The organism is Planobispora longispora, from assembly GCF_016863135.1.
GTDB lineage: Bacteria > Actinomycetota > Actinomycetes > Streptosporangiales > Streptosporangiaceae > Planobispora > Planobispora longispora.
Genome location: NZ_BOOH01000039.1, coordinates 24,830 through 51,602, shown reverse-complemented (window position 1 = coordinate 51,602; position 26,773 = coordinate 24,830). Strand labels below are relative to the sequence as shown.

The following is a 26,773-nucleotide window of genomic DNA, read 5'->3' as shown; positions in this document are numbered from 1 at the left end:
TCTGATCCGTCACGCGCGTGCGACGGCCAGGCCGATCCGCGAGTCGGCCATACCGTAGTACAGCAGCCACTCGTCGTGACGCCGCACCAGCCCGCTGGCGAACACCACGTTCAAGACATACCCCTCGAACTCCTCGCGCACGGTCGGCTCCAGCGTCGGACTCGCCGACCTGCGCAGCAGCCGGGTGGGGTCGTCGGCGGCGAACAGCGCCTGACCGACGCGGTAGCGCAGGTCCCGGTCGGCCGAGTTGTAGATCAGCAGAATGCCGTCGGGGTGGGCGACCGGCGGCGGGCCGGGTTCCACGAGGCGGGAGTCGAAGGAACCGGGCCGGGGTGACAGCACGGGCCGCCTGATCACCTGCCATCGGCGCAGATCGGTGGACCAGGCGGCCCAGATGTGGGTGTCGCCGAAGTACATCCACCACCGCCCGTCGATCTTCCACGGCAGGATCGCACCCGACTTGCTCCACCCTTCGGGCGTCTCGGGGAACTCCGAGCGCCGGAAGTACTCGTCCCACGCACCCTCGTCGAGCATCGGCCCGGACCTGCGCCACGTCGCCAGGTCAGGGCTCGTGGCGGCGGCCAGGCGCGCGATCCTCCCGTCGTACGCCGTGTAGGTCAGCACCCACTGATCGTCCACGCGGACGAGACGCGGGTCCTCGCACCCGCCGGGCTGCTCGTACGGCTCGGCGGGCGCCAGCACGGGCGAGGCCGCCGGGGTGAAGGCGATCCCGTCGTCGCTGTCGGCGCGCCCGATGGACGACACGTCGGCCGTCCGCCCCGGTCCCACGGCGCGGTAGAACAGCGTGGCCCGGTCGCCGTCGGCGATCGCGGCCGGGTTCAGCACGGCGATCGACTGCCAGCCGTCGCCGCTCGGGCTCAGCACCGGGTTGCCCGGGAACTTGGTGAAAGGCCCGAGCTGCCACAGGAACCCGTAACAGGACCAGGAGTTCGTCCGGGGATCGAACCCGGCCCGCAGCGCCCCGTAGGCTTCCACGCCCAGGGCGGCGCGGAGCCGGTCGATGGCCGCGCCCGTCCGGGCGGTGGCCACGTGGGCCAGCTCGCCGAACAGCTCGTGCGCGAGCCACAACGGAGCCCCCGCCTTCGCGGGCTCGTCCGCGTCCAGGTAGTACTCGCCCACGAAGAGCAGCCACTTCGCCGCGCCCTCACGGCTGCGCAGGGTCTCGCACTCCGTCGCCAGCGCCGTACGGACCTCCTCCAGGCCGTCGTCCGCACGCCCGGTGCGCGCCAGGGCCAGGCCGTGCCATCCGGTCGCGGCGCAGACCCCGACAGCCGAGTTGGCCTCAGCGAACAGGGCGCGGGCCCGCTCCAGCGGGGCGATCGCCTCGGCCCAGCGCCCTCCGTCGGCCAGAAGCTCCCCGCATACCTGGTAGATGCGGGCCTGCGGGCCACCCAGCTCCTCCGCCTCGGCGAGGGCGGCGAGACCGGCGTCCCACTCGCCGAGGCGCAGACATTTGACGGCCAGGTCGTACAGGGCCTCCGCCTGCGCCTCCCGATCACCCAGCGAGTTCCACATGTCGACGACCTGGCGTGCGAGATCGAGCCGGGTGAAATCGGGGTTGCCGGCGCTCTCGATGCCGATGCGCAGCGCCAGCGCCCGCGTGACCAGCCGCGGCTCGCCCAGCGCCAGCGCGGCTTCGTGCGCCCGTACGGCGGTCATGTGGCCGGTCTCGAACTGCTGCATCTGGTTGAGCAGGCCGCTCTTCAGAAGCAGAGCCTCGCAGTTGTAGGAGGCCCGCTCCGATCTGGCCAGCTCGTCGCAGACCGAATTGACGAGGTTGAGGATCGGCGCCTGCCAGCTCGGCCGGCTGTAGGCGGCCTTGCAGGCCATTCCCACGACCCGGAGCTGGTCGTCGACGAGGCCCGCCTCGCGGTAGTGGGCCGACAACGTCTCGAAGTAGTCGAGCGTCTCGGCCAGCGAGGCATCCAGCCTCCGGGCGACGAGTGCGTGCGTCTCGCGGTAGACGCGCTGGGGACGCAGGGCGGTGATCACGCACGTGAGGATCGTCTCGTGCGCGAACCGGTACGCCGCCTGGCCCAGATCGGGCGCGGGCGTGATCCAGCGCCGGGCCGTCAGCGCGGCCAGGGCGGCATCGAGCCGCTCGCCGTCCCACGAGGACAGCTCCGCGAGGTCGGCCCGGTAGAACTCGGGGCCGAGAACCGCGGCCAGGGAGAGCAGGTCGTGCTCCGGAGTGCCCCGCCGCGGCAGCCGCAGCCGCAGCTGGGCCTCGATCTGCCCGGGAAGGGTCAGGTCGACGTGCTCCAGATACTCGCGCACCCAGCCGGGCGACCACTTCTCCACCGTGTCGGCGAAGCCGCTCTCCAGCATGGTGCGCAGCGAGTGCTCGGCCTGGAAGGGATTGCCGCGCGTACGGCGCTGCGCCCAGGCGGCCACCTGAAGGGGGACGGACCGGCCGAACACGTCCGCGGCGAGGGCGGTGAGCCCGGCCACCGAGAGCGGGCGCGGATCGAGCAGGACGAGGTCGATGTGGCGGCCCAGACGGCACAGCGACTTCTCGATCGGCAGCTCCCCGTCGAAAAGGTCGTCCGACGACGGCTGGAACGCGGTGACCAGCAGCACGGGCAGGTCGGCCCGGGACAGGTCCAGGGTGATCTGGGTCAGCAGGTCGACTGTCGCCTGGTCGGCCTCGTGCAGGTCGTCCAGGAGGAGGACCAGCGGGCGGTCTCCGATGTAGGCGATGAACTGGTCGCCGATGGTCAGCTCGAACGGGCCGCCGTCGCGCGCCGCGGCCTCGGTTCCGGCGTTGTCGATCAGCGCCTGAGCGGTCTTGGAGAGCGGGGTCCCCGCGACCGGCACCAGTTCGAGGAGCGCCGGGGCCACCCGCTGCATGAGGGCGGCGGCGCGCCTGGCCGCCTTCCTGCCCCTGCGCATCTCGTCCTCGCGCAGCTTCTTCACCGCGACGCGCAGCACCCCGAAACCGGCGTCGTGCTCCCGGGCCTCCGCGTGCGCGACGCGCGCCTCGGGATGACGGCCGCGGACGCCGTCGGCGAACGTCCGCAGCAACATCGTCTTGCCGATGCCCGACTCTCCGCGTACGACGACGAGAGTCAGCTCGCGCCGGTCCAGGGCGCGCCGCAGGGCGGCCTCCAGAGCACCGAGGTCGGCCTCGCGTTCAAGCAGTGTCATGTCGGTCCACGGGTTGGACGGGCCGAACCCTGATACCAGAAGAATGACACTTGTTCCGCGCCCCGGATACGGCGCCGAACGCTCGGGATACGGTGCTGAGCGCTCGGGATGCGGTGCTGAGCGGCCCGGGATACGGCGCTAGACGTCCGGGCTCCGGCTCGGCTTGCGGGCCAGGAGGCGGGAGTGCAGGAACCTCTCGTCCTCGTCGGGCTCGCGCAGCAGCCGGGCGGTCACATCGAGCCCGGCCTGGCGCAGCAGGTCGGCGAGGTGGCCGGGCGACCACCGGTAGGCGAGCGTCACCTTGTGGTCGAACGGCAGCGGCTCGGCCAGGTGCGACGGCTCGTCGTGGGCGAAGAAGCCGAGCAGCAGGTGCCCGCCCGGGGCCAGCACCCGGCGGAACTCGGCGAACACCGTCGGCAGCAGCTCCGGCGGGGTGTGGATGACGGAGTACCAGGAGAGGATGCCGCCGAGGGCGCCGTCCTTCAGGTCGAGGGCGGTCATCGACCCTTCGTCGAACCGCAGGTCCGGATAGGCCGCACGGGCCAGGGCGATCATCGTCGGCGACAGGTCGAGACCGGAGACGGTCAGCCCGAGGGAGCGCAGGTACGCCGTCACGTGACCGGGACCGCAACCGAGATCGGCGACAGGCCCGGAGCCGGTGGACCGTACGAGCTCGGCGAAGGCGGAGAGCATCGCGCGGTCCAGCGGCTTGCTCTCATGCGCGGTGCGGAACAGCGCGGAGTACTCGACGGCGACGGCGTCGTAGGCCGTCCGGGTGGTGCCCAGGCAGGAGGACTCGGTCATGATCGGGACAGTAATCCACGATCACTTCGACCAGAGTCCTCGATCAGAGATTCCCGCCAGGGCTTCAGACCAGGGCTTTGGATCAGGATTCTCAGTCAGGATTCTCGGTCGGGGTTGTCGGTCAGGGCTGGAGCTTCGCGACGAGCTCACCGCGGCTGCGCACGCCCACCTTCTCGAAGAGCGCCTTGAGGTGATCCTGGACGGTGTGCGGGGAGATGAACAGGCGGCCCGCGATCTCCGCCGTCGACCGGCCGGACAGCACCTCGAAACAGACGTCCTGTTCGCGGGCGGTGGCGCCGTACGCCGTGAGCAGCAGCCGTACCACCTCGCCGGCGGTCGCGGGCGCGACGGTGATGACCATCTGGTCGGGATCGTCGCCGGTGATGAGCCTGCTGGCCTGGAGGACGACCCACCCCTCGCCGACATCGCGCATCAGGGTCCGGGCGGTGCCGCAGGGAGCGGTCCGCGCGCCGGCCACGACGGCGTGGAGCGTGACGGTGAACCGGCCCGGCGCCGCCTCGTCGAGCTCGGCCAGCCAGCTCGCGGCGGCCGCGGTGGCGGCCCGCAGCTCACCGCCCGGACCGGCGAGAACGATCACCGGTCCGTCGACGCCTCGCTGGGACCGCCCCCGTGCGCGTACGGCGATCCGGGTCGCCGCGGCCAGCGGAGCGGCGATCGCGCTCAGGAACTCCACCTCGCGATCGGTGAAGTCACCGCACGGCCCGCGGAAGAGCCCGCCCACGGCCCAGCAGGTGTCGTCGACGAGGAAGGCCGCGCGCAGTTCGTGCTCCAGCCCCCGAGGCCGTAGCAGCTCGTTGAGCCGGACGCTGCGGACCACGTCACGGTGCGGCGCGTCGGACATGCGCGCCACCGGCACGTTGCGCAGGGACAGCTGCGCGAACGTGTTCGGCTCGGTGCCCGCGTACTCGCTCTCGGCGAACCGCGCCGCGTCCTCCGCCGGGACCGGCCACGGCGGATGGTTCGTCACCGCCGTCATCATCAGGGTGCGCGGATCGACCGCGGCCCAGCACGCCTGCTCGAACGGCACCGTCCGGTGCACGACGTCGAGGACGGCGGCATGCAGGTCGGGAACGCCCGGCGCCCGAGCGGCGAGCGCGGCGATCTCCCTCCGGGCACGCTCGGCCCGGTCCCCCCACATGACTCCAGTATGCGCTGGCAGGCCGGTACGGCCATCCCCGGATTCTGGGATTCGCGGTGCCGCCCGGCAGCCCCCGTCCACGGGATGGGCCGGTCCCGTTCGCGTCCCTAGGGTCGAGATGACAGGCCCCTGCGGCCGGGATCACAGATCCCCGGGGTCGAGATCACAGACTCCCGGGGTCGAGGTGACAGGTCCCTCGGGTCGAGGTGACAGCCGGAACGATCGGGGGATTCAGCGATGACGATCCGTGCCCACTACAGCGGTCCCGGCCGGGGAGTGGAGCTCAGCGCCCTGGACGCGGTCCACACGGTCAAGATCGGAGCCGGTGAGACCGACGGGCTCTACGAGCTGTTCGAGATCGACGCCCCGCGCGGCCACGCCGTACCCCTGCACCGCCACGCCTGGCCCGAGGCCTATTACCTGCTCCACGGGCGGATGACCGCCCACGTCGACGAGACCGCGTACGAGCTCATGCCCGGCTCCTCGCTCACCGTGCCGCCCCACGCGGCGCACACCTTCGCCGCCCTGACGCCGTCGGTGAAGTTCCTCGTGTTCACCGTCGAGGGGGCCATGGGGCGCTTCTTCGCCGACCTCCATGAGACGGTGCCCGCCGGGCGGCCTCTCGACGAGGTGATCCCCCTGGTGCTCGAGGTCACCGAGCGCCACGGCGTCACCTTCATGACCCCGGCGGCGACGCCATGAACGCCGCGGCCCAGACATTCGCGCTGATCGAGGCCCTCATCTACATCGGGGTCTTCCCGCTGGAGAGCTTCCTTCTGGGCCGCCCGTTCGCGCAGCGGTTCCTGAGCACCCCCGCGGCCGACGTGCCGGCCGTCATGATGTGGGCCTTCAACGTCGGCTTCCGCAATCTCTTCCTCGGTCTCGGCGTGATCACCGGCGTGGTCCTGCTCAACACCGGCCGGGAAGCGGCCGGCACGACCCTGGTGATCTTCTGCTGCGTCAACATGGTCCTGTCCGCTTGGCTGATGGGGGTCTCCGACCTGCTGGGCCACTACCCGGAACGCGGCGCCAGCGTGCCCGGCACCCTCGCCGCGAGCGTCCCCGCCCTGATCGCCCTCATCGCCGCCGCGTTCTGAGCCCCGCCCGCGGGGTTCCCTCCCTGGCCGGTCCGCGGCGTTTTCCCAGCCGATCAGTCGGCTGATGGGCCGTCGACCGGGGGAGAGGGGCTTGCTACGGGCGGCTCGGTGGCCTGTAATGGTGATCAGCCGCCGAGATCGTCTTCTTCCGCCCCATCCGTGAACGGAGCGATCGTGATGGAGCATGATCCGGATGTCTATGAGGCTCGGTACGGGTTCAGCTGGAAGGACTTCCTGGCCTTTCTCGGCTGCTTGGCCTTCGTGTTGGTCGCCATTCTGGCGTCGTCGGAGGATTTCCCGCTCTGGTTGCGCCTGCTATGCGGTGGTTTCTCCGGTTTCGGCTGCGTCGTACTCCCGGCCAGGATGATGTCCCGCAAACTGCCCTTGCGTGTGGACTGGGAGGGCATCACCCTCGGTTCGGAGTTCTTGCGACCATCCTCTGGCGCAGTCCTCGTCCCCTGGGGGGAGATCGAGGCCGTCGTGCTGTGGGCGTGGGGATCCAAGTACGCCCAGATCGGTTATATCGGTCTGGACCGCAGGGCAGGCGCCCCTGCCCTGCCCGGTGGCCCGGACGCGATGACCCGCGCGATGCTGACCTCTGGTGGGATACCGCGGAATCTGGTCGAGTCCAGCCGCCCGATCAATGGGTGGCGGCTGGACGTGGATCGGATGCTGGCCCTGATCGAACGGTACGGGGAGCATGTCACGGTCGTGGACTATCGCTGACCGGTCGTGAAAGCCGTAGCCGTCACTGTCCCGGAGCGCCGTCAGTCAGGCGTCCGCAAAGCGCCGGCCGCATGACGGCACTGTCTCGGCGCATCGCTCCAGCGGTGGTTCGCGCGTCGCCTCAGTGACCTGCAAGCGGCTTCTCAGTACCGGAGTCCGGAGTTCAAGGAGCGGCTGATCCCCTTCGCCCGGGCCTCCGACTCCGGCTCCTTCTACGTCCTGTGGCGGTGCGACGACCGGGAAGACCTGGCCACGCTGCCGGTCGTCTTCTGCGGGGACGAGGGGGAGATCTTCATGGAGGCGTCGGACCTGCGTGACCTGTTCCGCCTGCTCGCCCTCGACGGCGCCCACCTCAACGGGGCCGACCTCGACGAAGAGGATCACACCGACGGCCACGGCGAGTATCTCGCCTGGCTGGACGAGCACTTCGGGCTGACTCCGCCCCGCGATGCCGCCCCGATCCACGAGGCGGCCTTCACGCGGTACGGCCGGCCCTTCGCCGAGTGGTGGCTGCGACTCGAACCGGGTTACTCCTCCATGGAGGACATGCTCAAGGAAGTGGGCGATCGCTGGCTGCTCCTCTGAGAGGTGCGATCAGCGCCGGTAGTCGCGTTCCGGCAGGCGCGGCCACACGTCGGGCGGGCCGATGACCGTGCGGGCGTCAGCCGGCCGCAGGCCCGCATAGGCGCAGGAGCAGGCGACCGCGCCGTACCGGTAGAGGCAGGAGGAGAGGATCTCCAGGGGCCGTCATCCTCCCAGGAGCTCCACCGGGACGGCGGGGAAACATACGGCGCCTTGGCTGAATTTCTCTACGATGGCAACGGCGCCCCCGGTGCGCCTTCACGCCGGTGAACCACTACCACAACGGGGCTCTCGTTGTTGCGTGTGGACGTTATTACGTGTGGACCCGATAGCTCCGCTGCTGAGCTGTACCCGTCTAACAGACCGGCTACGGCCCGGCGTCCCTGCCGAAGGAGCCCATGATGAGAGCTGCGGCCCTGGCCGCCGTACTGGCCGGCGTCACGGCACTGGCCGCCTGCACGGCCGACGCCGAAGGTCGATCCGTCGGCGACACCGCAACACCGCCCGCGCCTTCCCACACGGCGATCGGCACCGACCCGGTCATCCTTGTACACACCAACCCGCGCGGCAGCAAGATGATGCCGCTGAACGCGCGCCTGCAATGGGTCGAGGACCAGTCCTGCCTGATCGTTATTCCCGCCACCTCCTGGCCGACGAGCACCGCCATCCCCGTGTGGCCCGAGGGCACCGTACCGCTGCGAGCTTCGGACGGCAGAAGGGGCGTCACCATCCCCACAGGGGAGCAGATTCTCGACGGAGACACCGTGAGCGGGGGAGGATCGTGGATCCAGCCGGACCATCCGGCCCACGCCGAGTTCACACCGCCCGCAGGTTGCCGCGGACATGACACGTTCTTCATCATCGACAGCACTGATCTGCGCCGCATGTAGCCATGACTCCCGGCTGAACATCGGTGCATGGGTTCCAGCGGTAGAGACGGTCATCCGGGTTGATGTTCCCCGCCTTCTGCGGAGTCGCTCCACCGATCCCGGCGCGGTTCACCTGACGGGCCTCCCCGTTGGACGTGTAGAGGATGATGTGTCTCGGGTCGGTGTACGTGCCCACCAGGCCGATGATCTTGCACCGAATTCCGGTCTCCTCCAACGTCTCGTGGATCCCCGCTTCCGGCAGAGACTCGCCCAAGTCGATCGCACCGCCGGGAAGGGCCCAGTTGTCGTTGTCGGAGCGGCGGATCATCAAGATCTCGTCTGCCTCGTTGGTGACCACGACGTTCACCGAGAGGACCAAGCTGTTGGGCCTGGGTGCGGTGGAGTCGTCGTAGAAGTCGATCCGCTGAGCCATGGTCTGGACTCTGCTGGTGTAGTTGCGCCCCGTTTCGTATTAGAAGGGGCAGGCTCGCGCTCTCCTGACGGTCGTCTCCGGACCTCCAAGGGGAGGCCGTTCTCCTCCTCGGCCTACTCGGGCGTCTGGCAGAAAGCCCGACGGCTGGCCTTCACCGCCGAACAGGTCGCCTCACCGCTCGCGGCCCGGCCGTACGACCTGCGTCACGCTGTGGCTGAACCCGGGGGTTCCGGCAACCGAGGTCGCCGAGAGGGCCGGCCACAGCGTCGACGTGCTGCTGAAGGTCTACGCCAAGTGCATCGAAGGACAGCAGGAGTGCGCCAACCGGCAGATCTCCGATGCGCTCGATGATTGATCTCTGATCCGTATGAAAGGCCCTGGACGGGAGTGTAAGAACAACGGCTCTGTCGCGGATTCGGTGGTGACGATACGCGCTATGGAGTCACGCTGAGTCATGCATGATGTCGACGCGCTTGCTCGTACGGTGTTTTCGGGACTATCACCGCTGGTCGTGCAGGAGGCGAGGACGAGGGCGAGCAGATCCGCGTGCGGGTGCGGATCCCGGGTCAGGGAATCGACAGGTCGAATGGATGGCCCGCCGGGTCGGCCAGCGTGATCCAGGTGGCGCCGTCGGCGAATCGGGTGGCGCCCAGTTCCTCTGCCCGGGCCCCGACCGCCTTCAGATGATCGGGATCGTCGACGATGACGTCGAGATGCCCTTGCTGCGGGTGCGCCGGGTCCGGCCACTGCGGCGGCGTATAGTCGCTGACCTGCTGGAACATCAGACGCTTGCCGTTACCGGTGACGAGCGCGCCCTCGGGGCCGTCGTAGGTCACCTCCATCCCAAGCAGGGTGGCGTAGAAGCGGGACAGCGCTGACGCGTCGGGAGCGTCAATGGTCACTGCGAACAGCTGCGCCTGCGGGCCGACCCCGTCCCGCTGGCACAGGTCGAATGGATGGCCCGCCGGGTCGGCCAGCGTGATCCAGGTGGCGCCGTCTGCGAGCCGGGTGGCACCGAGCGCCGTCGCACGCTGTGCCGCCTCCTCGTGCCCGTCGACCATCAGATCGAGGTGGACCTGCTGAGGGTGTTCCTGCCCCGGCCACTGCGGTGGAATGTGCTCGGCGACCTCCTGGAAGGCGACCTCCTGCCCATCACTGGCGCGCAGCGTGATCCAGCCGTCCACGTTCCGGACGGGCTGCCAGCCGGTCAACTCGGCATAGAACGAGGCGAGCCCCACGATGTCCGTCGCGTCGAGAGCGACGAGCTCCAAGCGTCCTGTCACGGTCATGCCGGTCATCCTGCCCCGGCCCTCCGACAAAACCCGACCACGACACCGGCACCTCCTTACGGGAAGTAGCCCATCGGCGCTCTCCCCGATCGTCGGCATCACGGACGTGCCCGACGGCTGCGTCATCACAGCCTGGGAGCCACGTCGGCCTCTCCGGCATGCGGTTCACCGGCTTCTTGCGCGCCACCGCGGCATCCTCCAGGTCGATCTCTGTCGATGCCTGGATCACAGTACTCATCAGGTGCGTTCTCCTTGATCAGGAGTTACGCCGTTGTTCTGGCCCTGTCGCAGATTACGGGACAGAGCCGTTATCCAGACACACCCCCCTGGACCTGTTCCGGGGCCTTCGGCATATCAAGGCGCTGGCATACTTTGCGGGTGTCTGAGCAGCCGAAGCAAGGGATGAGTGTTCGTCGCGCGTGGCCGTGGCTGATCCTGGCCGTGTTCGCCGTGTTCGCCGTGTTCGCCGTGTTGGTGCCGTGGGTGCTCAGGGCTTCGACTGAGAGCGGCGGTGTCGACTACATGCCGCTGGTCTCCTTCGCCGCGCTCTTCATCGGGGCTGCCGCACGCTCGTTCTTCGTCCTGGATGGTCTCGTCGTGGGTGGCCTGCCGTTGCTCGTCCTGCTTGCGGCCGTCTGTTGCCGTCGGTGGTGGTCGGTGGGGATGGCCGTGGCAGTCGTCCTCGGTGTCATGGCGGCCATCAACCTGGCGCTTTTCCTCGGTGAGCTTCCCCGCGACGTCATCACGGACGATGTCAGCGCTGGCGTTCAGCCGGACTTCTCCTCCAGTGGAGGAGAACCCATAGTCGCCATGCTGGCCTCGGTCGCATACGTTCTCGCGGCTGTGGCGCTCATTGTGGGGGCACGTCATTCCAGAGTGGCGGCTCGTCTCGTGAATGGCTGAGTCGTCAGTCTCGACCTGGGGAAACACCTTCAAGATCGCCCCCATTATGTCCCGCGATCATTGACCTACGGCTGCATGCGACGGCATCCGGCTGCATGTGATCGTCAGAAGAGGCCGCGCTGAGCCCCTGGTCGGAGGCTTGGCGGCTGGTGGAGAGAGTGCCCCCGGCATGATTCGAACATGCGACACCCGCTTTAGGAGAGCGCGAGCAGAATGGCTGTATCGCATGCACTGACCAGCCGAAACGCAGGGATGCTGCCGTGTTGCCGTATTGATCATCTCGTGTATAGCGCACATCAGCGTTGCTCACGATGACCGCGACATTCCGGCGGAAGGGGACCAGCATCGCTGGCCGTCACGCACATGAGCCTGGTGGCGCCCACTCGATTCGCCGCATTCACAGTCGCCTCTGGCGCGAGCGAGAATCCAAGCATAAGGACGCGGAGCAACGCCTTATCCGAGTCGCTTGCCGGCAAAATCCTACGGCGCAGGTGTGGGCCACTGAGTCAGATCAAGGGGTCCGCGAACACGTCCACCATGATCGATGCCGGATGTCGACATGGCTCGAAGATGGGCAAATCCCTGCGCCGCTGTCAGCTTCCCGCCCTGAACTTCTGCGGCGATGATATCTGCGGCACAGAAGTTAGCGATGGAGAGTTGATCTGCGACCCTACGTGCCCACTGCTCATTGCACAGCATTGCGCGCTTTTCATTCCGTGCTATCACGAGAACTTCGGCCTCGCCTTGGTCCATGCCTTCCCGGCCATCTCTGCGGTCCTCTGGCATCATATTCTGAACCCTGCTATGCATATCAGCGATATCTTGATGCTTCTCGATAACAACAGGGTCCCCAAGGAATCGTATGACGCGAGGAGTCCATTGCTTAGCGGCATCACCCACGGCCCCGAATCTGCGACAGTGACGCTCTAATTCTCGAGCCACTGCTTGCGGCCAGCAGATTCGCTCATAATAACGATCCCGGAACATTCGGACCCCGGTTGGTATGTGACCAAAGCACAGCAGCGGGCCCGTATCAGTAACTACGGCTAGCTTGGACCGGTCCTTAGCCGACGGATTTGGATCAGAAGTAGCGTCGATCAACTCTGCTCCCGAGCCTCGTCGAGGCGGTGGCGTTCCGCGCGGGCCACCAGGGCCTCTAGGTCAGCCTCTTGCAGAGCGTCGTCCATGTCTGCCCATGGCTCATCAGCGAATACTGGCCATAGGTCAGGACTCAGTCGAACCGCCTTGCTCGCGTCGATTACCTCAGTCGACTCCTTGTATTGAACATCAATGGTAATGACAGGGTGTGGATCGGAGACCGCCTCAATTGGGAGACCATGGATTGCGCTTAGCTTGCTTGCTAGAGCCACGTGCTCAGGAACATCCCATTCTGCATCCGCAAGCAACGAGTCGATGAAGGTGTCAACACCGGCGCGCCACCAACGATCGCCAAGGAAATCGTGGAGGTGACCTTTGTAGCGCAATGTCTCGAGCTGGGAGGCGAGAGGGGAGCCGCTCTTCACGATGGCGTGGAAATCCTTAATCCGGAGACGAAGGCGAAGCGCGGTGTGCAGATCGGACAGGAGAATTCCGGGGAAGGGAAGGATACGTTGGGCGAACCATCTGAGCCACGCAGCACCTCCGGTATAGGCAGCTACTGCATGCTCCGGAGGTCGGCACGCCTGAACCTGATTCATCGCTGCTTCAGACCATGAACTCGGCGTGATCCCCAGCCATCGGGACCCTCCGTCCCAAGGTGCGCCAGATTCGAAAGAACTCTGGAGATCATATCGAGCAGCTGCGAGTGCGACGATTCTCCTGCCCTCACCCTTGTCTTGCTTCCTGAATGCCCAATCCAGATCATGCTGCATGGCGAGAGCCGGCTCGCGGATCGCGGCAGGAAGACTCTCTCCCAGCGTGTCGAGGTCGGCGCTCCGCAGCACAAATACAGGGGAGACGTTGGACATCCAAGCTCGCCGCTGAAGCACACGGATCAGGGCCAGACCGTCAACAGGAAGAAAAGCGGGTTCACGCGCCATCATGTCGGGAGGCCAGAGGAGATACTCATCCACTGCTATAAGTGCTGCTCGTTTGATGTCTTCGACGGTAACGTCAGCTGGGGCGCGCACCGTTGCTAGGACGCCACTCGCGCTGATTACGGCGGCCTTGCTCCGTTCACCTTCAGGACGATCGTCAACTATTAGGACGAAAGGGATGTCTCCGCTAGTCACGGCGAACTCCTTGGGCGGGGAGGGACACCTCTACGGCAGTAGAAAATCCGTTCGAGGGCGCCACGAAAGTGGCCATACCGCCGTATTCTTCCACCATGCGACGCGTGATTGGAAGTCCCAGCCCAAGTCCTTGCCCAAGAACTATGTCCATCTCAGTGGTGGTCGACTCAAAGGGCTTGAACCATCTCTCCGAGTCGGAGAGGTCTACAGCCACTCCGGTGTTCTCAACAGTGATTACTACTCTGCCGTCAGCGGCCTCGTAGCCACGCAGTCGAATACGGCCGCCTGGTCCAGCAGCTTTAATGGCGTTTGTCAGTAGGTTTGTAGTAATTATGGTGGCTTCGGCTGGAAATATAGGGAGAGTCTTAACCCCACTCTGCATATCTACTTCTAGGCGGATTCCTCGATCTGCCATGCTTTGAGTCAGGAAGTCAATCGAAGTATCAGCGAGCTCCGTAAGGCGAATTCTTCGCCTCCGACGACGGGCATCCGGACCTACGATGTCGGTTAGATAGCTACTCTGCCTCGCTAGTGACTGAGCGAGTGTGTCGACAGCCTCCGACAAGGTGCGAAGGAGCTTTGTCGTTTCCTTCGGGTCTTGGGTCCCAATGGCGTAGCCAGCTAGATCGCGAATAGAATTTGCCTGTCCCTGCAAACCATTGATTTCATGTACAAACGCGGCAAGTTGTAGCCCTACGCCAGCGAGGACGCGCAACATCACCCTTTCATCTTCCCAGGCCCGAGCTCGTGATTCTGCTAGGTCAAGGGCGGACTTCGCTCGTTCTACCTGAGGAAGAAGGTCCGCGGAGAGGTCCTCTGCACCGCCCAGAATAACCAGTTCTTGTCGTGCTGTGATGATCGGATTTCGGATCGTCCGTTGAATATCTGAGCTCGGTGGTGGGGTGGGGGGAGAGGCAGAGGGGGGGCTGCCTTTGGGCTCGGTAGGCGTCTCCCTCGATCGATCGTCGTAGACTGAGGTGCGTAGTTCTTCCTCTTCCGCTGCGCGCTCCTCTTCCTGCTTGTTGCGGAGCCTGGCCGCTCGTGCTCGCGTTACGAGATCGACGCCGGCTCGGACGAGATTCCGCAGGAGCTCGAATGATTCGTCTTCTACAAAGCCCTCCCTATTCACAACCGGGCGCAGCGTTGCGGCTCCGCGTGCGGTTAGGAATACCGCTCCGAAGTACTGATCGTTGCCCTGGCTGAGGAACCCTTCCTTCTCCTGGGGGGGGAGTTCAGTGAGAGCCGAACTGTCAAGGTCAATATCAAAACTTCTTGGACGTCGGGCATAGTCCCTGTCCAGCCCTAGCCAGTCATCCTTGGCGCCACCATACGGAAGGACTCGAAAGCCTTCCAAATAGACCCGGATTCCTCCACGGCGCTGATTGAAGCGGGCGAGATCGGATGCGCGATCAGTCGCTAATCTACTTTCGCGCGCATATATGCGCGCTGAGAAGAACGGACCTTCGGACGGGTTCGGGTGCGGCTTTTCGAAGAAGTATGAGCGTGCTTCTTCATCTCGATCGAAAGTATTGACTGTCGGCTGGATGCCAAACCGGACGACAGGTCCCAGTGCGTCAATCTCAAGAAGCCAGTGAGAGCGCTGAACTAGGGTTCCGAAGAAATCCTCTCCTGTTTGGAGGTCTCCTTCCATGAGAATCGTAAACCCAGGATCATCATTACCAGTGGTCCAGTACTGAGCCGGCCCCAGAAGACTTTCCTGCCGAACCATTTCGGCTCCAGGGGGGGTAATCAGCTCAGTCGCGGGGCGGGCAGCGTGTAGCTCATCGGTGAATCTGCGGAGCTGTGTAGGGGTCCAGGAAGACTTGAGTCCTCTAAGTATGAGTCGTGTACCACTCTTCTGGGCCATTGAATCAGCAAGCTCTACAGTTAGTCCACTGGAGATTCGGTCCAGTGTTTCATTCTCATTTTCCAGGGCATCCCAGTCGATTACAGCGTGAACTCCGGAGTTGCCCTCTTCGGGGTCGGATGTGAAGACGCCGGCTCTCGGGATGGAGTAGATCTCGAGTGTGCGGGCGAGTTTATGTGCACTGAGCCGACCAACGCCCTTGGCCCCCGTGTAGCGTCGACCAAATACAGGGCTAATTCGTTCCCCGCCCTCTTTGTATCGGCCCGCGATTCTGAGAAATGCTGTTCGAAAGACCTGCCCGGTCATCCCGACGCCGTCATCGGTGATCTCGATCGTTCCATTGCGACCTAGATTTACTCCTCGTACGCGCACGACCGAGGCGTCTGCGTCATAGGCGTTCTTTATGAGCTCGATCAAGGCTGTGCTATCACGACCTACGAGCAATTCGCCAAGCTCGCGAAAGAGGTGTGTATCGACAGTGAACTCGAAGCGAGTCATTTTCAGTGCTCCAGTATGCCCTGTGGTTTTGTGTGAGCAATTAGGCGCGCTATGCGTTGAGGGATCTTTATAGTTGCAAGGGCGTGTGGTTCAAGTTTGAAAAGGCCATCGCTTTGCTTGCGGGCGCCTGCTCTAAGGCTGGCCTGCCCTGCCTCACTGACGAGCCAGTTGACCAGCTCGCTAGTGATCTCATCTAGGTTATCGCGTCCCCTTAGAGTAATTCCATATAGAGAGTTCGTTGGTGTTGCCTGGACGGAATTTCTAGCCACCCGAAATCGCCCCTTCGACATTGGCGAAATGAGGATGTCCGGAATTGTGGGGCGCTCGATGGCATACCATGGAGTGCGCGCCTGGCAAAGGTAGCGATCAGGTGTCCCGAGCTGAGCTGCTTCTTGAAGCAGGCGGGAAATTAGTGGGTGGTCAATATCCGTCTGATCGAGCCTGAGTAGCCACCGGCGAACTCCTAGGACGCCGAGCGCTTCGTGCGCTGCTTGGTTCAGATCCACGCCGTCAATGGACCGAAGGTTCGGGATGGCTGGTACGTAGGAACTGGCTGGCAGTTGTGTTACTTGAGTATCTGTGCGAAGAAAGAACGAATTATCTCCGGTTGCGACTCCGCGACGCACCACCGCCAACTGCCCTAGTGAGATACTTTCCTCCGACTTCCGCCTGTGTTGCGCCTTGACTGGCTCCATGCATTCGATGCTGAATGTTGACGGACATTTTTCGGTCCGGTCGATCGTTAGGCTCCGGCTGCTTTCGAACGTCCCGTCCGCCTTTTCGTAAACCTCGAAATATTTCAACGAGACATCCTTAGGCACTTCCGGCCCAATGAATATCACCATGGCCGATACCTGCGCTTGGGGGAAGATCGGCTTGGCGTCCGAAAATCGGTGTATCTCTGTGTGGCGACGCTTCAAGTTCCAGATATGACGACGAACTCCGGAGGCGTAGTGTGTTTCTAGCCAGTTAGCTGGAAGCAGGAGGCAAACTGAATCGTTCTTTGTCAGTGCGTTAAGGCTGGCTGCGAGGAAATATGTTGACAGCCCGGCACGTCCGTCGGGTGCAAGGTGGCCGCATGCCAGCTGCGCATTACGTTTTACCGCTGCCGTCATAAGTTGGTGGCGCGTGTATGGGGGGTTGCCGATGATTAGTCTTGGCTGCTCATCTCTGGATTCTCTTTCCGTTAGCCATGTCAGGAAGTCGGAGTGGTGGAATTGAGGTTGACGTTTATGGGAAAGGACTGCACATCTGGATGCTAGCATTCCAAGTGTGACGACGTTGACGTCAACTGCGTGGACGGTTGCATCAGGCCATTCAGTCAACGCTCTTTCGGTAAACGCGCCGACACCTGCGCCTGGATCGATTATCGATGCTGGCGGCCTTGAAATATTTCGGTTTACGCATGAGATCATATAGTCAAGAATTGCTGGAGGCGTGAAGAATGTCCCGAGTGGTCGACGGTTGACCCCGGTGACGATACGCTCGTATAGCTTTGCAAGAAGGTCGGTTTGACTGGGCTTCGCCAAATGGCTTTTTACCTGGCTCACCAAGTGGGCGGGTGGTCTCGGAGCCTGCTTCGCCCAGACGGTGACCTCTGTTGGCCAATTGTCCCAGTGTTTTGAGACATCAACGCCTTCCTCGACGAGGGCGCCGGCAAGCCCTCCAAGTGCAGCCAACATCTGCCTCTGGGCGAGCGATGCGCCGGGGACAGCTGTTTCGGGTAGCGGCTCTGTCATGATCTGACGGCACCAAGTCATGACATCGTGGACCGTTGAGGCGAGCGGCTGTCGAGTGTCAGTCACGGGTCTAGTTTGCCCGCTCACAAGTGCTCGCACCTCACAGCTCCCTGGCACGAAGCGTCACGGGCCTACCGAAACGATACTCGCACGACCTTTGATAGGTACAGGGATCTCTTGTGCTGTGCAGCCGTGTCATGCAGACGGGTTTGCGTATGGGCGTTGCGTTGGTCTGCCCTGCTTGGAATGATCTCCTGAAGGTCGGGCCGTGTGCGAGGTGCGTGCAGGCTACGGCGTGGCGGCGCTGGTCGCGACCGGCCGAAGAGCCGCAGCGCGGTCAGCGACCGCCTCGAAGACGTACAGATAAGTTTCTTTGGATCTTGGTCTTGTCCTTGTCGGGTCTCATGACCTGAGCGACAGATCGTGCTTATGACTCCTGGGCCGCTGACCTCGACGGGACAGGCAGGCCAGGTGGTTGGGGCGATGCGAGCTTCAGTAGCGTTGGCGAATGCCTTCCTCAGCGCCTGATCGCCACCGTTTCACGGTTCTTGCCGATCACGGTCAGTTCTATCTGCAGGATCTCGACGCTCATGGCGTGTGGATGAGATCGCATGCCGAGGACGACCTGAGCGCTCCCGCCGGGTGGACTGAGGAGGCCGTCTACGTCCACCGCATCGGCGTGCAGCCGCACTCGATCGCCGTTGGAACCGCCCGAAGCGACCTGGTGGACACGACGCTGCTGCTCTACTCCACCGCCCCCATAGCGGATCTTGAGGAAGCCGATCACGTCGTTGAGGCCGACATCGAGCTGCCCACCGGTGACCTGGCGGTCTACGGCCCGGCCGACGATCCCGGCCAGGAACGGCATGTCACCGTCGCAGCCGGTCGCTATCGGGTGCGCGTGTCTTACCTGCCTTCTGCTCCTCCGGCATCCGGGCATAACGATTCCGAGCTGGGTGACCACTTCCGCTACCGCATCGACATTTGGCCGACCGGCAGCCCCTCAGTCCTCGCCGTGCTGAAGCAGGGCTACCGTCTCTGGGCTGGCTGACTTCCTCGGGCGGCCGGTCCCTGACCGCGCCCTGTCCCCAGCATGTCGGCCACGATACTGTCATCTAGACATACCGAAGATCATCTAGTCGGAGTGTCATCCGCCCCCTGCGCCGGATCCGTCGAATGGGTCCTGAGCCCTGACATCTTGAGCGTCCTGTCTGTCATAGCGTCTGAGTGGCGGGTTTGGCGCTGGTCCAGACGCGTTCGAAGCTGTCCAGGTACGTCGCTGCCGTGTTGTCGGCCTCGGTGTGGGTCAGGTAGATGACCGGGGCATCGGCAGCTCGGGTGCCGTAGGCGTGCAGGTTGACCAAGAGGTCGTCGTCGGCCCGGTAGATCGAGTTGTAGAGCACCGTGCGATGTAGCCGGATCTCGATTCCCTCGATGTTCTGGAGCGGCTGGAAGAGAGTGAGTGCGTTGCGGACTCGGGCGGTCATGACGTCACCGCCGACGCCTTCTTCGACGCCTCGGGTCGCGACATGCGGGCTGTCGGGGTCACCTAGGATGATCCGTACTCGAACGCCTGCCTGTGCTCGCTCGCCGAGGGCGCGCAAGCATCCGGCGTCCTCAGCGAGGAACAAGCCGCTGTAGACGAGAATGCCGATCTCCTTGTCTGCGGCCTGGAAGAAACTCCGCCAGACATCTACCGGCACAGCCCATCGGTGCGCATAGACCGCCTTGATCTCATCGGAGATTCCTCGTCGGCTGTGGGTGCCCGCGGGCCACAGCTCGCCCTCGTCGAGGCCGAGGAGATCGGCAACCGCCAAGCGGTGGCGGGGGTGCGGGATGCGTCCGCCGATCCAGCGGGTGACGGTCTTGGGATCCACGGCCAGGCGGGCGGCGATGTCGACGGGATGCAACCGTGCTCGGATGAGTGCGTGCCGGAGGTTCTCGTTCATGAGGAGCGCCCCTTCCGCAGGGTCCGTGTCTGTGACGCTAACACGAGACGTCCCTAGACGTCCGCAACTCGTGGTGCCCGGACTCGGTCCCGAAGAGAAAGCTCGGCGAGAGGGGAGCCCAGCGCCCGGGCTCCCCTCTCCTCCGCACCGATGGGAGTTCCGTCATGGGCACACTGAAAGAGAATCAGCACGCCTATCAGGTCGATCTGCTGACCGCCCTACGTGGCGAGCTGTCCGATCGGGAGACAACCGCAGTCCTGGTCACCGATCAGAAGGGCCGCCCCTGCCTGGATGTCACCGACCGTACCTTCCGGACCCGCCGGGTCTATGTCCACATCGCGTTTCAGTGGTTCTACTGGGGAGATCGGCCTGATGAGCGGGTCTCGTGCCTGCGTCTGCTCCCGGCCGCTGATCGGGTCGCCGAAGCGGCCCGGGCCGGGTGGCATGAGGGCGAGCAGGGAGAGCTCGGCCTCGACCTCACGAAAATCATCGACGCCTACCGCACCTGAGCCGATGCCCGAACACGAGAGCCGGTGGCTGACCGGCGGGCGAGTCTATGATCAGCTCGCCGATCGGCTGCGCGCCCGGATCGGCGCGGGCACCTACCCGCCGGGAACCGCCCTGCCATCAGAGGCGGCCTTGGTGACAGAGTTCCGGGTAGCCCGGACCACGGCCCGGCGGGGCCTGGCGATCCTGGAGGATGAAGGGCTGATCGTCACCCTGCCCGGCAAGGGCCGCGTGGTGACCGACGGCTCGTCCGGCGGGCCGTCGTATCGCTATCAGGTGATCGCTGGTGAGCTCCGCGAACAGATCCACACCGGGACACTCGTCGCCGGCGCCGCACTGCCCAGTGAGCATGTGCTCCGGCGACAGTATGCGGCTTCGCGCAACACGGTCCGCCAAGCCCTGGCAGAGCTGGAGCGGGAAGGGCTGATCATTACCGAACACGGCAAGGGCCGGTTCGTCCGCTCCCTGCACGACTGAGGCGTCTCAGGACGTCCCTGGCCGAACTCTGGATGTGCCCCGAGGGTCCGGCCTTTATCGTGAACCGCATGGGACAAGCTGAGTGGGCGCGTGACCTGGCCAGAGACCTTCTAGAGCAGCCTCTGCCGCGCCGTTGGGCACACACCCAGGGGGTAGCCGGCCGGGCCGAGACGCTCGCACTCATCCTCGGCCCTGAGACCGACACGCTGATTGCCGCCGCCTACCTGCATGACATCGGGTACGCCCCCAACCTGGTGAGCACCGGGTTCCATCCGCTCGACGGGGCACGCTACCTGCGCGATGTCGTCAAGGCGGAGGACACCCTATGCCGTCTGGTGGCGCACCACTCCTGTGCGGTCAATGAGGCGCTCAACCGCGATCTCTTCGACGCGCTCACGAGCGAGTTCGATGAGGAGCGCCCGGAGCTGGTTGAGGCGCTGACCTACTGCGACATGACCACCGGTCCGGACGGCAACCCTCTCGATGTCACCGAGCGCCTGGCTGAGATCCACTCCCGTTACGGCCCCGAGCACCTCGTCTCGCAATCGATCACGGCGTCAACGCCGTGCATCCTGGCCGCGGTCAGAGCCGTAGAGACAGCCCTCGCCGAAGCTCGGCAGAGTGGCGAGGGGCGATAAGTCAGGGCCTGAACTCGCGAAACACATCCTTTGTCATGAGATCCCAGAATGACCGAAAGCGGTATGCGCCTGGGTACCAGGTGGCGAAGGTCCATGCCTCCCACTCGCCGTCGGGCGTGACGATGTGCGGGTTGAGCAAGTAGACCTGGCCTTCGAGGTACTCAGCGATGTAGAGAGTGCCGGGCACGTACTCATCACGGATGTGAATCGGGTCCTGCCCCGCGCCGTAGCGGAAATAGTCCTCATCCGGGATGTCCGGGAGGCCCAGCTTGGGACCCCATGTCTCAGCAAGCCCCGGGTCGACATCACGGGTCCAGCCGACTTCGGCTATGGGCAGCAAGCGGAGAGAAGAACGGGTCTCCTCATCCCAACCGTTGGTGACCTGGAGAAACTCTCTGTAGCTCGGCGGCAGGCGCATACCAAGGCGCTCCTCGTGCCGCACGATCTCGGCTTCGGCGGCGCCCTCCGCGCCCAGCCAATCGGGAGGACACTGCGCGGTCACCTGCTGGTGACCGATAGACCCCGGTGGATAGGAAACCAAAGTCCGCTCATGCCTTTCATGGACCGCTCGGTTGACGGTACGGAGAAGATCCATCCAGGGATAGTGGGGGGCGTCAGGAGTGCTCATGGCGCCTACCGTACGGCAAGACGATCAAGTGAACTCAGCCGATGTACGGCCCGGATCGGCCGGCCAGGTAGTGACCGATCCGCAGGCGCATTGACCGGTCCATCGTCAGCGTCTCGACCTCCTCACGGGGCACCCAGCGCACTTCCCGGGATTCATCGCTGGGTGTCGGCTCGCCCTCGACGGCGCGGCCGGTGAGCACGATGGAGAACTCCTGGCGGGCCTCGCCGTTGCTGGTGTAGAGGATCACGTGGCGGGGGTCGGTGTAGGTGCCGACGATTCCGGTGATCTCGCACCGGATGCCGGTCTCCTCCAGCGTCTCCCGGATCGCCGCCTCCGGCAGCGACTCGCCCAGGTCGATGGCGCCGCCCGGCACGGCCCAGTTGTCGTTGTCGCTGCGGCGGATCATCAGGATCTCGCCCGCGTCGTTGGTGACCACGACGTTGACCGAGGGCACGAGGCTGTTGGGTGCGGGGGCGGTGGGGTCGTCGTAGAAGTCGATGCGGCGGGCCATGGCTCAGGACTCTACGGGCCTGGCTCCGGCCCAGACGGCCTCGAAGCTCTCGATGTAAGCGGTGACCATGTCGCCGCCGGCCACCCGACGCAGGTGGAGCACGGGCGCGTTGGCGGCGGGCTGGCTGTACATGTGGGTGTTGACGAGAAGCTGATCGTCGGCGCGGTAGATGGAGTTGTACAGCACGGTGCGGTGCAGCCGGATCTCTACGCTGTCGAGCTTCAGGAGCGGCCGGAACAACACGAGAGCGTTCTTGATGCGGGCGGCCATGGCCTCGCCGATGCCCTCGTCCGCGCCACGCTGGGCGACCTCGACCGAATCGGGATCGCCGAAGAGAAACCGCACTCGTGCGCCCGCGTTGGCTTTCTCAGCTAGAACTCGCAGGGTGCCGGTGTCTTCGGCGAGGAACAGGCCGCTGTAGACGAGGATGCCGATCTCTTGTTCGGCGGCTGAGAACAGGCGTCCCCAGGCGTCCCTCGGCACAGCCCAGCGATGCGGATAGACCGTGACGATCTCGCTCTCGGAAGCAGCCGCCACCTGCTGAGGCGAGAGCGCCTCGGGCCACAGGTAAGCCTCGTCCATTTTCAGGAACGACGCCACTGCAAAACGGTGCTTTCGGTACGGCGTGCGGTTCTTAGTGATCCACCGCTCCACGGTTTTCGGATCGACCTGAATCGCCTCGGCCAGCTCCGCCACCGATGCCCCGCGTTCCAGCAGGGCCGCGCGCAGTCGCTCGTTCGCCATTCCACCTGCCCAGAGGGGGATGACTAGGGACCTGGCAATCGTAGACCGGACGTCCTGGACCTGTCCCGTCCTGTAGTGATCTCGTCCTCCCTGATCGGCGCACTCTCGGTATCGCAAGCAAGCAATCACCAACCGAGAGGAGCGATACCAATGATCAACACCACCGTCATCAGTCCGCTCGACGAGACCCCCGACTGCATCTGCGGCGCGGCCCTGGAGGAGGGACAGACCCTCTGCCGCAAGTGCCACGCCCGGGAGCGCTGGCTCAAGCGCCGGGCGGCCAAGGGCCGTACCGCCAAGCGGCGCGGCGAGACCCGCCGTCCGGCCGGCCGTCCCCGCCGCATCACCGAGGCCGGGGTGAGCTGGACGTGAGCGCGCTCCCGCTGATCATCGGCCTCGCACTCGGGGCCGCCGTGTTCGCCGGCTACGTGCTCGTCATGGTCGGCATGCGTCAGGAAGACCGGCGGATGCGCTTGGCCGCGGTGCCGCCGAGTCGCGCGGCAGGTCTGGCGCGCCGGGTCACCGGCTGCCATGTGCGAGGTGAGAGCCTCACCTACGGTCGGTCAGCTCCGCCTCGACCTTCGCCAGTCGTTCCGATAGGTCGCGCAGCGTGAGGCGGATCTCGGCCAGCTCATCGGCGGGCGGCGAGGCCGGCGGTACATCGTCCCGGACGAACACGCCCTTGCCCTGCTGGCCGATGACCAAGCCCTCGTTGCGCAGCAGGCCGACGGCCATCTTCACCACGCTCAAGGATGCGTCGTACTGCTCGGCCAACTGCGCGGTGGACGGCAACGGAGTACCGGGCGCAAGAGATCCGCCCCGGATCTGCTCGCGCAGATCGTCGGCGATCTGCAAGTAACCGGGCCGCCCCGTGTTCTTGACCATCCCGCCCCTTACTTCGCCGCTAGTGCCCCTAGTTCAGCACAGGGCGGCGACCAAGCCAACCACGAGCTCATTGACACCTCAGCCAACTAGGTTAACTATGTTGACCATGACCAATAAGGAGGTCACTGCATGCGCAACATTCCGATTCCCGTCGACACCCACCGCCTGCGCTTCAGCTGCGCCAAGGCACCTCGTCCCCGCCTGATCGACCAGGAGAGCGGAAAGATCAAGACCGACAAGCAGGGCAACACCATCTACGAGACCGTGCTGCTGGCCGAAGACGACTTCGGCCGGATGGAACTGGTCAAGGTCGGCACCTCCGGCGAACCCTCGATCACCCAGGGCCAGGACGTCGTTCCGACCGGCATGATCGGCTACACCTGGGAGCAGACCCGCAACGGCGAACTGCGCTGGGGCGTCAGCTACAAGGCCGCCTCGATCGTGCCCGTCTCCGGCACGCCGGGAGGGGGGCGAACGTGACTGACATCCTCTGGGCGCTTCTCGGTCTGCTCTGCCTGCTGGTGTGCCTGTGGGTCTGGCGACGCACGCACTACCGCTCCTTCTGGCTCCTGATCGGCTACCCGCTCACCGCGCTCAGCGTCCGGGCCACCTGGCGCAAGGTCGCTCTCGGCTGCGGGTTGACCAAGAAGCGGCAACGCTGGTGGTTCACCCTCACCCCCGGCGCGGTCGCCTCCACGGGCCTGGTCAAGGTCCGCCGCCGCTTCCAGCGGGTCGCCGTCGATACCAAGCCGTGGATGTGGCTGCCCAAGCCCACCCGCTACGGCTGGCGCGTCACCCTGCGCACCCTGGAAGGCCAGATCCCCGAGGACTACGCCCAAGCGGCCGAACGGCTCGCGCACTCCTGGCGGGTGCACGCCATCCGGGTCTCCTCGCCCCGGCCCGGCCGGGTGGTGCTGGCCGCGACCATGCGCGATCCGCTGGTGCGAGTCGATCAGATCCCCGCCTCCTCAGAGCTGCTCAAGGTCACCGTGGGACGGCTGGAGACCGGCAAGCCCTGGGTGCTCGACTTCCGCACAGTCCCGCACTGGATCAACGCCGGTGCCACGCAGTCCGGTAAATCCAACCTGGCCAACGCGCTCATCGTCGGATTGGCGCCGCAACCGGTCGCGCTGGTCGGCTTCGACCTCAAGGGAGGGGTGGAGTTCACCCCGTACGGCCCGCGCCTGTCGGCGCTGGCCACCTGCCGTGCCGAGTCGGTCAGTCTCCTGGATGACCTGGTGGCCCTCATGGTCGATCGGATGGGCCTGTGCCGCCAAGCCGGGGCACGCAACATCTGGCAGCTACCCCCGGCCATCCGCCCGGTCCCGGTCGTCGCCCTGGTCGACGAGCTGGCCGAGCTGTACCTGATGGCCGACAAGTCCGAGAAAGACGAGATCGCCAAGACCTCGACAGCGCTGCTGCGGGTCGCCCAACTCGGGCGGGCGTTCGGGATCTACCTGTTCTGCTGCGGCCAGCGCATCGGCTCCGACCTCGGACCCGGCGTCACCGCGCTGCGCGCGCAGTGCTCAGGCCGCATCTGCCACCGGGTCAACGACCCCGAAACCGCGACCATGACCCTGGGCGACCTGGATCCGGCCGCCCTGGTGTCGGCTCGCTCCATCGCCGCTGAGACGCCCGGTGTCGCCATCGTGGCCTCCCAGGACGGCCAGTGGTACCGGGCGCGCTCCTTCTACGTCTCCGAGCACGCGGCCGAACACGCCGCCCGCATGTACGCCGATCTGACCCCGTCCTGGGCCGAACTCATCGAGGGCACCCACGACGCCGAGATCAACGATGCCGACCTCGACGAGCTGCTCAACGCCTGACCGATCACTGAAAGGGGGATGCGATGCGACGCCTTGCCTGCCGGCTGCTGGACTCCGGACCGGTCCTGATCCTGGCCGCGATCGCGGGGGCTGGATCGTTCACCCACATCCGCGACACGGCCACCGAACACGGGCAATCCGGGCCGATGGCCTGGGCGGTGGCCGTGTGCATCGATCTGACCTGCGTGATGGCCGCCCGGGAACGCCAGCGCGACAAGAAGACCGGCCGCGTCCGCTCCGGACCGATCTCCTGGCCGACCCTGGTCCTGGCCGCCGGGATCATGCTGTCCCTGGCCGCCAACCTGGCCCAGGCCGAACCCTCGGTATGGGGCTGGATCTGCGCCGCGACTCCGGCGGGCGCGTTCCTGATCGCGGTCTCCATGCTGGAACGCCGCGCCTCGGCTCCTCACCCCGAACCGTCCCCGACACCCATCCCGGACTCTGCCCCGGAGGCCGCCGGCGGACCGGCCGAGATCCCTGCGCTTGTCCCTGCCGTTGAGAACGCCTTGGCCGGACCGGCGGCCGAACTCGTCGACTACGCCCGGCGCGTGGCCGACGACTACCACGCCACCCACGGCCAGCCGATCACCCGCGACACCCTGCGCGCCCGGCTGGGCGTGTCCCATCAGCTCGCTACAGACCTGCTCAACGCCCTGCACACCGCCTAAGGAAAGGAGAGAGCCGATGACCAACACCGACTACCGAGCCGCCGTCGTTCAGGGACTTCGGGACCTGGCCGCCTTCCTGGAGGCCAACCCGGCCGTCCCCGTCCCCCGCCACGATGTGACGTTCCTGTACTTCCCCACCCGGGGCACCGACGCCGAGATGATCGCTGAGATCGACCGGATCGCCGCGCTGCTCGGCACCGTGCCCGACCCCTCAGACACGATCTACGGCCACCACAAGGCACGTCTTACCTTCGGCCCGGTCGGCTACGAGGCCCTGGCGGTCCTGGCCGCCCGGCGTGCCCAGCATCAGGCCGACGTCAGTTACTCCGGCTGCGTTACCCCGGAGGCCGCCGATGCGGCCTGACCTTACCGACGAGGCGATCACCTCGCCCGTCCCTCAACCGCTTCCGCCGATTGCTCCCAAGCGCTGGATCTGCTGCCACTGCGGCGGCGCCGGCCTCGACTCCTACGGAGAGATCTGTCTCCACTGCGAGGGCCTCGGCTTCTGCTGAACCCTCGGCGCCCCCGGCCTGGCCGTACATCCGCCAAGACGCCTGCCAGGTCGGGGGCCATCC

At 65.4% G+C, this 26,773-nt stretch carries 30 protein-coding genes; 16 read left to right on the top strand and 14 right to left on the bottom strand.

Translation table 11 applies throughout. The annotated features are described in order from the left end of the window. Positions 1–9: 9 nt before the first annotated feature. The 3 genes from Plo01_RS23705 to Plo01_RS23695 all read right to left on the bottom strand — a co-directional run bounded on the left by Plo01_RS23705 (position 10) and on the right by Plo01_RS23695 (position 5,131). Positions 10–3,168 (bottom strand): glycoside hydrolase family 130 protein, encoded by a 3,159-nt coding sequence (locus Plo01_RS23705; protein WP_203892873.1) that lies wholly within the window; start codon positions 3,166–3,168, stop codon positions 10–12. Between the two features lie 138 nt (positions 3,169–3,306). Then, complete coding sequence (locus Plo01_RS23700) at positions 3,307–3,972, bottom strand: class I SAM-dependent DNA methyltransferase (protein WP_203892872.1); 666 nt, start codon at positions 3,970–3,972, stop codon at positions 3,307–3,309. Between the two features lie 121 nt (positions 3,973–4,093). After that, complete coding sequence (locus tag Plo01_RS23695) at positions 4,094–5,131, bottom strand: response regulator transcription factor (protein ID WP_203892871.1); 1,038 nt, start codon at positions 5,129–5,131, stop codon at positions 4,094–4,096. A 237-nt stretch (positions 5,132–5,368) separates the two neighbouring features. Here Plo01_RS23695 and Plo01_RS23690 point away from each other — a divergent pair, with 237 nt between their 5' ends. The 5 genes from Plo01_RS23690 (at position 5,369) to Plo01_RS23670 (ending at position 8,426) form a co-directional block, all read left to right on the top strand. Beyond that, on the top strand, positions 5,369–5,833 hold the full coding sequence (locus Plo01_RS23690; RefSeq protein WP_203892870.1) for a cupin domain-containing protein: 465 nt from the start codon (positions 5,369–5,371) through the stop codon (positions 5,831–5,833). Next, complete coding sequence (locus Plo01_RS23685; protein ID WP_203892869.1) at positions 5,830–6,228, top strand: DUF1304 domain-containing protein; 399 nt, start codon at positions 5,830–5,832, stop codon at positions 6,226–6,228. The genes Plo01_RS23690 and Plo01_RS23685 overlap by 4 nt, the downstream gene beginning before the upstream one ends. A gap of 174 nt (positions 6,229–6,402) precedes the next feature. Then, a complete protein-coding gene (locus tag Plo01_RS23680) occupies positions 6,403–6,954 on the top strand; it encodes a hypothetical protein (protein WP_203892868.1) in 552 nt (183 codons plus the stop codon). A 294-nt stretch (positions 6,955–7,248) separates the two neighbouring features. Beyond that, positions 7,249–7,539: a hypothetical protein gene (locus Plo01_RS23675; protein ID WP_203892867.1), complete on the top strand. Its 291-nt coding sequence runs from the start codon at positions 7,249–7,251 to the stop codon at positions 7,537–7,539. A 398-nt stretch (positions 7,540–7,937) separates the two neighbouring features. After that, a complete protein-coding gene (locus Plo01_RS23670; RefSeq protein WP_203892866.1) occupies positions 7,938–8,426 on the top strand; it encodes a hypothetical protein in 489 nt (162 codons plus the stop codon). On the opposite strand, the gene Plo01_RS23665 is transcribed toward Plo01_RS23670, so the two are convergent. Further along, positions 8,395–8,838: an NUDIX hydrolase gene (locus Plo01_RS23665; protein ID WP_203892865.1), complete on the bottom strand. Its 444-nt coding sequence runs from the start codon at positions 8,836–8,838 to the stop codon at positions 8,395–8,397. The genes Plo01_RS23670 and Plo01_RS23665 overlap by 32 nt on opposite strands. Positions 8,839–9,404: 566 nt before the next feature. Beyond that, on the bottom strand, positions 9,405–10,127 hold the full coding sequence (locus Plo01_RS23660; RefSeq protein ID WP_203892864.1) for a VOC family protein: 723 nt from the start codon (positions 10,125–10,127) through the stop codon (positions 9,405–9,407). Between the two features lie 378 nt (positions 10,128–10,505). Between Plo01_RS23660 and Plo01_RS23655 the strand changes: the two genes are divergently transcribed. Beyond that, complete coding sequence (locus tag Plo01_RS23655; RefSeq protein WP_203892863.1) at positions 10,506–11,030, top strand: hypothetical protein; 525 nt, start codon at positions 10,506–10,508, stop codon at positions 11,028–11,030. Between the two features lie 480 nt (positions 11,031–11,510). Here the strand turns inward: Plo01_RS23655 and Plo01_RS41555 are convergent, their stop codons facing one another. The 4 genes from Plo01_RS41555 to Plo01_RS23635 all read right to left on the bottom strand — a co-directional run bounded on the left by Plo01_RS41555 (position 11,511) and on the right by Plo01_RS23635 (position 17,431). Next, the gene (locus tag Plo01_RS41555) at positions 11,511–12,017 is read right to left on the bottom strand and encodes a hypothetical protein (RefSeq protein ID WP_465264447.1); all 507 of its coding nucleotides are present in this window, start codon (positions 12,015–12,017) and stop codon (positions 11,511–11,513) included. 110 nt (positions 12,018–12,127) lie between these two features. Then, the gene (locus tag Plo01_RS23645; RefSeq protein ID WP_203892861.1) at positions 12,128–13,261 is read right to left on the bottom strand and encodes a hypothetical protein; all 1,134 of its coding nucleotides are present in this window, start codon (positions 13,259–13,261) and stop codon (positions 12,128–12,130) included. After that, complete coding sequence (locus tag Plo01_RS23640) at positions 13,254–15,626, bottom strand: sensor histidine kinase (RefSeq protein WP_203892860.1); 2,373 nt, start codon at positions 15,624–15,626, stop codon at positions 13,254–13,256. Before Plo01_RS23640 ends, Plo01_RS23645 begins: the two co-directional genes overlap by 8 nt. 2 nt (positions 15,627–15,628) lie before the next feature. Then, positions 15,629–17,431, bottom strand: a complete 1,803-nt coding sequence (locus tag Plo01_RS23635; protein ID WP_203892859.1) for an Eco57I restriction-modification methylase domain-containing protein — start codon at positions 17,429–17,431, stop codon at positions 15,629–15,631. A gap of 442 nt (positions 17,432–17,873) precedes the next feature. Here Plo01_RS23635 and Plo01_RS23630 point away from each other — a divergent pair, with 442 nt between their 5' ends. Further along, complete coding sequence (locus Plo01_RS23630) at positions 17,874–18,416, top strand: hypothetical protein (protein WP_203892858.1); 543 nt, start codon at positions 17,874–17,876, stop codon at positions 18,414–18,416. Between the two features lie 163 nt (positions 18,417–18,579). Here the strand turns inward: Plo01_RS23630 and Plo01_RS23625 are convergent, their stop codons facing one another. Further along, entirely contained in the window at positions 18,580–19,314 is a 735-nt protein-coding gene (locus Plo01_RS23625; RefSeq protein WP_203892857.1) for a helix-turn-helix transcriptional regulator, read from the bottom strand. Between the two features lie 164 nt (positions 19,315–19,478). On the opposite strand from Plo01_RS23625, the gene Plo01_RS23620 reads away from it, so the two are divergent. The 3 genes from Plo01_RS23620 (at position 19,479) to Plo01_RS23610 (ending at position 20,936) form a co-directional block, all read left to right on the top strand. Then, complete coding sequence (locus tag Plo01_RS23620) at positions 19,479–19,823, top strand: hypothetical protein (RefSeq protein WP_203892856.1); 345 nt, start codon at positions 19,479–19,481, stop codon at positions 19,821–19,823. 4 nt (positions 19,824–19,827) lie between these two features. Then, a complete protein-coding gene (locus tag Plo01_RS23615; RefSeq protein WP_203892855.1) occupies positions 19,828–20,298 on the top strand; it encodes a GntR family transcriptional regulator in 471 nt (156 codons plus the stop codon). Between the two features lie 68 nt (positions 20,299–20,366). Next, positions 20,367–20,936, top strand: coding sequence for an HD domain-containing protein (locus tag Plo01_RS23610; protein WP_203892854.1), 570 nt, complete (start codon positions 20,367–20,369; stop codon positions 20,934–20,936). Between the two features lies 1 nt (position 20,937). Here the strand turns inward: Plo01_RS23610 and Plo01_RS23605 are convergent, their stop codons facing one another. From Plo01_RS23605 to Plo01_RS23595, 3 genes are read right to left on the bottom strand one after another with little or no spacing between them, the layout of a single operon-like run. Continuing rightward, positions 20,938–21,564: an SMI1/KNR4 family protein gene (locus tag Plo01_RS23605; protein WP_203892853.1), complete on the bottom strand. Its 627-nt coding sequence runs from the start codon at positions 21,562–21,564 to the stop codon at positions 20,938–20,940. Positions 21,565–21,598: 34 nt separating this feature from the next. Continuing rightward, entirely contained in the window at positions 21,599–22,075 is a 477-nt protein-coding gene (locus tag Plo01_RS23600; protein ID WP_203892852.1) for an NUDIX hydrolase, read from the bottom strand. Positions 22,076–22,078: 3 nt separating this feature from the next. Beyond that, positions 22,079–22,819, bottom strand: coding sequence for a DUF5919 domain-containing protein (locus Plo01_RS23595; protein ID WP_203892851.1), 741 nt, complete (start codon positions 22,817–22,819; stop codon positions 22,079–22,081). Between the two features lie 150 nt (positions 22,820–22,969). Between Plo01_RS23595 and Plo01_RS23590 the strand changes: the two genes are divergently transcribed. Continuing rightward, complete coding sequence (locus Plo01_RS23590) at positions 22,970–23,191, top strand: hypothetical protein (RefSeq protein ID WP_203892850.1); 222 nt, start codon at positions 22,970–22,972, stop codon at positions 23,189–23,191. Between the two features lie 177 nt (positions 23,192–23,368). On the opposite strand, the gene Plo01_RS23585 is transcribed toward Plo01_RS23590, so the two are convergent. Further along, on the bottom strand, positions 23,369–23,704 hold the full coding sequence (locus tag Plo01_RS23585) for a winged helix-turn-helix domain-containing protein (protein ID WP_203892849.1): 336 nt from the start codon (positions 23,702–23,704) through the stop codon (positions 23,369–23,371). Positions 23,705–23,833: 129 nt separating this feature from the next. Here Plo01_RS23585 and Plo01_RS23580 point away from each other — a divergent pair, with 129 nt between their 5' ends. Genes Plo01_RS23580 through Plo01_RS23560 form a run of 5 tightly spaced genes read left to right on the top strand, consistent with a single transcriptional unit; the run spans position 23,834 to position 26,710 of the window. Then, on the top strand, positions 23,834–24,184 hold the full coding sequence (locus Plo01_RS23580) for an SCO3933 family regulatory protein (protein WP_203892848.1): 351 nt from the start codon (positions 23,834–23,836) through the stop codon (positions 24,182–24,184). After that, complete coding sequence (locus tag Plo01_RS23575) at positions 24,181–25,530, top strand: FtsK/SpoIIIE domain-containing protein (protein WP_203892847.1); 1,350 nt, start codon at positions 24,181–24,183, stop codon at positions 25,528–25,530. Before Plo01_RS23580 ends, Plo01_RS23575 begins: the two co-directional genes overlap by 4 nt. Before the next feature lie 23 nt (positions 25,531–25,553). Further along, positions 25,554–26,198: a DUF2637 domain-containing protein gene (locus Plo01_RS23570; protein WP_203892846.1), complete on the top strand. Its 645-nt coding sequence runs from the start codon at positions 25,554–25,556 to the stop codon at positions 26,196–26,198. Positions 26,199–26,214: 16 nt separating this feature from the next. Beyond that, positions 26,215–26,562, top strand: coding sequence for a hypothetical protein (locus Plo01_RS23565; protein ID WP_203892845.1), 348 nt, complete (start codon positions 26,215–26,217; stop codon positions 26,560–26,562). Beyond that, the gene (locus Plo01_RS23560) at positions 26,552–26,710 is read left to right on the top strand and encodes a hypothetical protein (RefSeq protein ID WP_203892844.1); all 159 of its coding nucleotides are present in this window, start codon (positions 26,552–26,554) and stop codon (positions 26,708–26,710) included. Before Plo01_RS23565 ends, Plo01_RS23560 begins: the two co-directional genes overlap by 11 nt. Positions 26,711–26,773 lie beyond the last annotated feature (63 nt).

What these genes read in the sequence shown, in the direction of transcription:
- Plo01_RS23705 (WP_203892873.1), bottom strand. Translation starts at nt 3,168, where the DNA reads ATGACACTGCTTGAACGCGAGGCCGACCTCGGTGCTCTGGAGGCCGCC.
- Plo01_RS23700 (WP_203892872.1), bottom strand. Translation starts at nt 3,972, where the DNA reads ATGACCGAGTCCTCCTGCCTGGGCACCACCCGGACGGCCTACGACGCC.
- Plo01_RS23695 (WP_203892871.1), bottom strand. Translation starts at nt 5,131, where the DNA reads ATGTGGGGGGACCGGGCCGAGCGTGCCCGGAGGGAGATCGCCGCGCTC.
- Plo01_RS23690 (WP_203892870.1), top strand. Translation starts at nt 5,369, where the DNA reads ATGACGATCCGTGCCCACTACAGCGGTCCCGGCCGGGGAGTGGAGCTC.
- Plo01_RS23685 (WP_203892869.1), top strand. Translation starts at nt 5,830, where the DNA reads ATGAACGCCGCGGCCCAGACATTCGCGCTGATCGAGGCCCTCATCTAC.
- Plo01_RS23675 (WP_203892867.1), top strand. Translation starts at nt 7,249, where the DNA reads ATGGAGGCGTCGGACCTGCGTGACCTGTTCCGCCTGCTCGCCCTCGAC.
- Plo01_RS23670 (WP_203892866.1), top strand. Translation starts at nt 7,938, where the DNA reads ATGAGAGCTGCGGCCCTGGCCGCCGTACTGGCCGGCGTCACGGCACTG.
- Plo01_RS23665 (WP_203892865.1), bottom strand. Translation starts at nt 8,838, where the DNA reads ATGGCTCAGCGGATCGACTTCTACGACGACTCCACCGCACCCAGGCCC.
- Plo01_RS23660 (WP_203892864.1), bottom strand. Translation starts at nt 10,127, where the DNA reads ATGACCGTGACAGGACGCTTGGAGCTCGTCGCTCTCGACGCGACGGAC.
- Plo01_RS41555 (WP_465264447.1), bottom strand. Translation starts at nt 12,017, where the DNA reads ATGTTCCGGGATCGTTATTATGAGCGAATCTGCTGGCCGCAAGCAGTG.
- Plo01_RS23640 (WP_203892860.1), bottom strand. Translation starts at nt 15,626, where the DNA reads ATGACTCGCTTCGAGTTCACTGTCGATACACACCTCTTTCGCGAGCTT.
- Plo01_RS23630 (WP_203892858.1), top strand. Translation starts at nt 17,874, where the DNA reads ATGCCTTCCTCAGCGCCTGATCGCCACCGTTTCACGGTTCTTGCCGAT.
- Plo01_RS23625 (WP_203892857.1), bottom strand. Translation starts at nt 19,314, where the DNA reads ATGAACGAGAACCTCCGGCACGCACTCATCCGAGCACGGTTGCATCCC.
- Plo01_RS23620 (WP_203892856.1), top strand. Translation starts at nt 19,479, where the DNA reads ATGGGCACACTGAAAGAGAATCAGCACGCCTATCAGGTCGATCTGCTG.
- Plo01_RS23615 (WP_203892855.1), top strand. Translation starts at nt 19,828, where the DNA reads ATGCCCGAACACGAGAGCCGGTGGCTGACCGGCGGGCGAGTCTATGAT.
- Plo01_RS23610 (WP_203892854.1), top strand. Translation starts at nt 20,367, where the DNA reads ATGGGACAAGCTGAGTGGGCGCGTGACCTGGCCAGAGACCTTCTAGAG.
- Plo01_RS23605 (WP_203892853.1), bottom strand. Translation starts at nt 21,564, where the DNA reads ATGAGCACTCCTGACGCCCCCCACTATCCCTGGATGGATCTTCTCCGT.
- Plo01_RS23600 (WP_203892852.1), bottom strand. Translation starts at nt 22,075, where the DNA reads ATGGCCCGCCGCATCGACTTCTACGACGACCCCACCGCCCCCGCACCC.
- Plo01_RS23595 (WP_203892851.1), bottom strand. Translation starts at nt 22,819, where the DNA reads ATGGCGAACGAGCGACTGCGCGCGGCCCTGCTGGAACGCGGGGCATCG.
- Plo01_RS23590 (WP_203892850.1), top strand. Translation starts at nt 22,970, where the DNA reads ATGATCAACACCACCGTCATCAGTCCGCTCGACGAGACCCCCGACTGC.
- Plo01_RS23585 (WP_203892849.1), bottom strand. Translation starts at nt 23,704, where the DNA reads ATGGTCAAGAACACGGGGCGGCCCGGTTACTTGCAGATCGCCGACGAT.
- Plo01_RS23580 (WP_203892848.1), top strand. Translation starts at nt 23,834, where the DNA reads ATGCGCAACATTCCGATTCCCGTCGACACCCACCGCCTGCGCTTCAGC.
- Plo01_RS23570 (WP_203892846.1), top strand. Translation starts at nt 25,554, where the DNA reads ATGCGACGCCTTGCCTGCCGGCTGCTGGACTCCGGACCGGTCCTGATC.
- Plo01_RS23565 (WP_203892845.1), top strand. Translation starts at nt 26,215, where the DNA reads ATGACCAACACCGACTACCGAGCCGCCGTCGTTCAGGGACTTCGGGAC.
- Plo01_RS23560 (WP_203892844.1), top strand. Translation starts at nt 26,552, where the DNA reads ATGCGGCCTGACCTTACCGACGAGGCGATCACCTCGCCCGTCCCTCAA.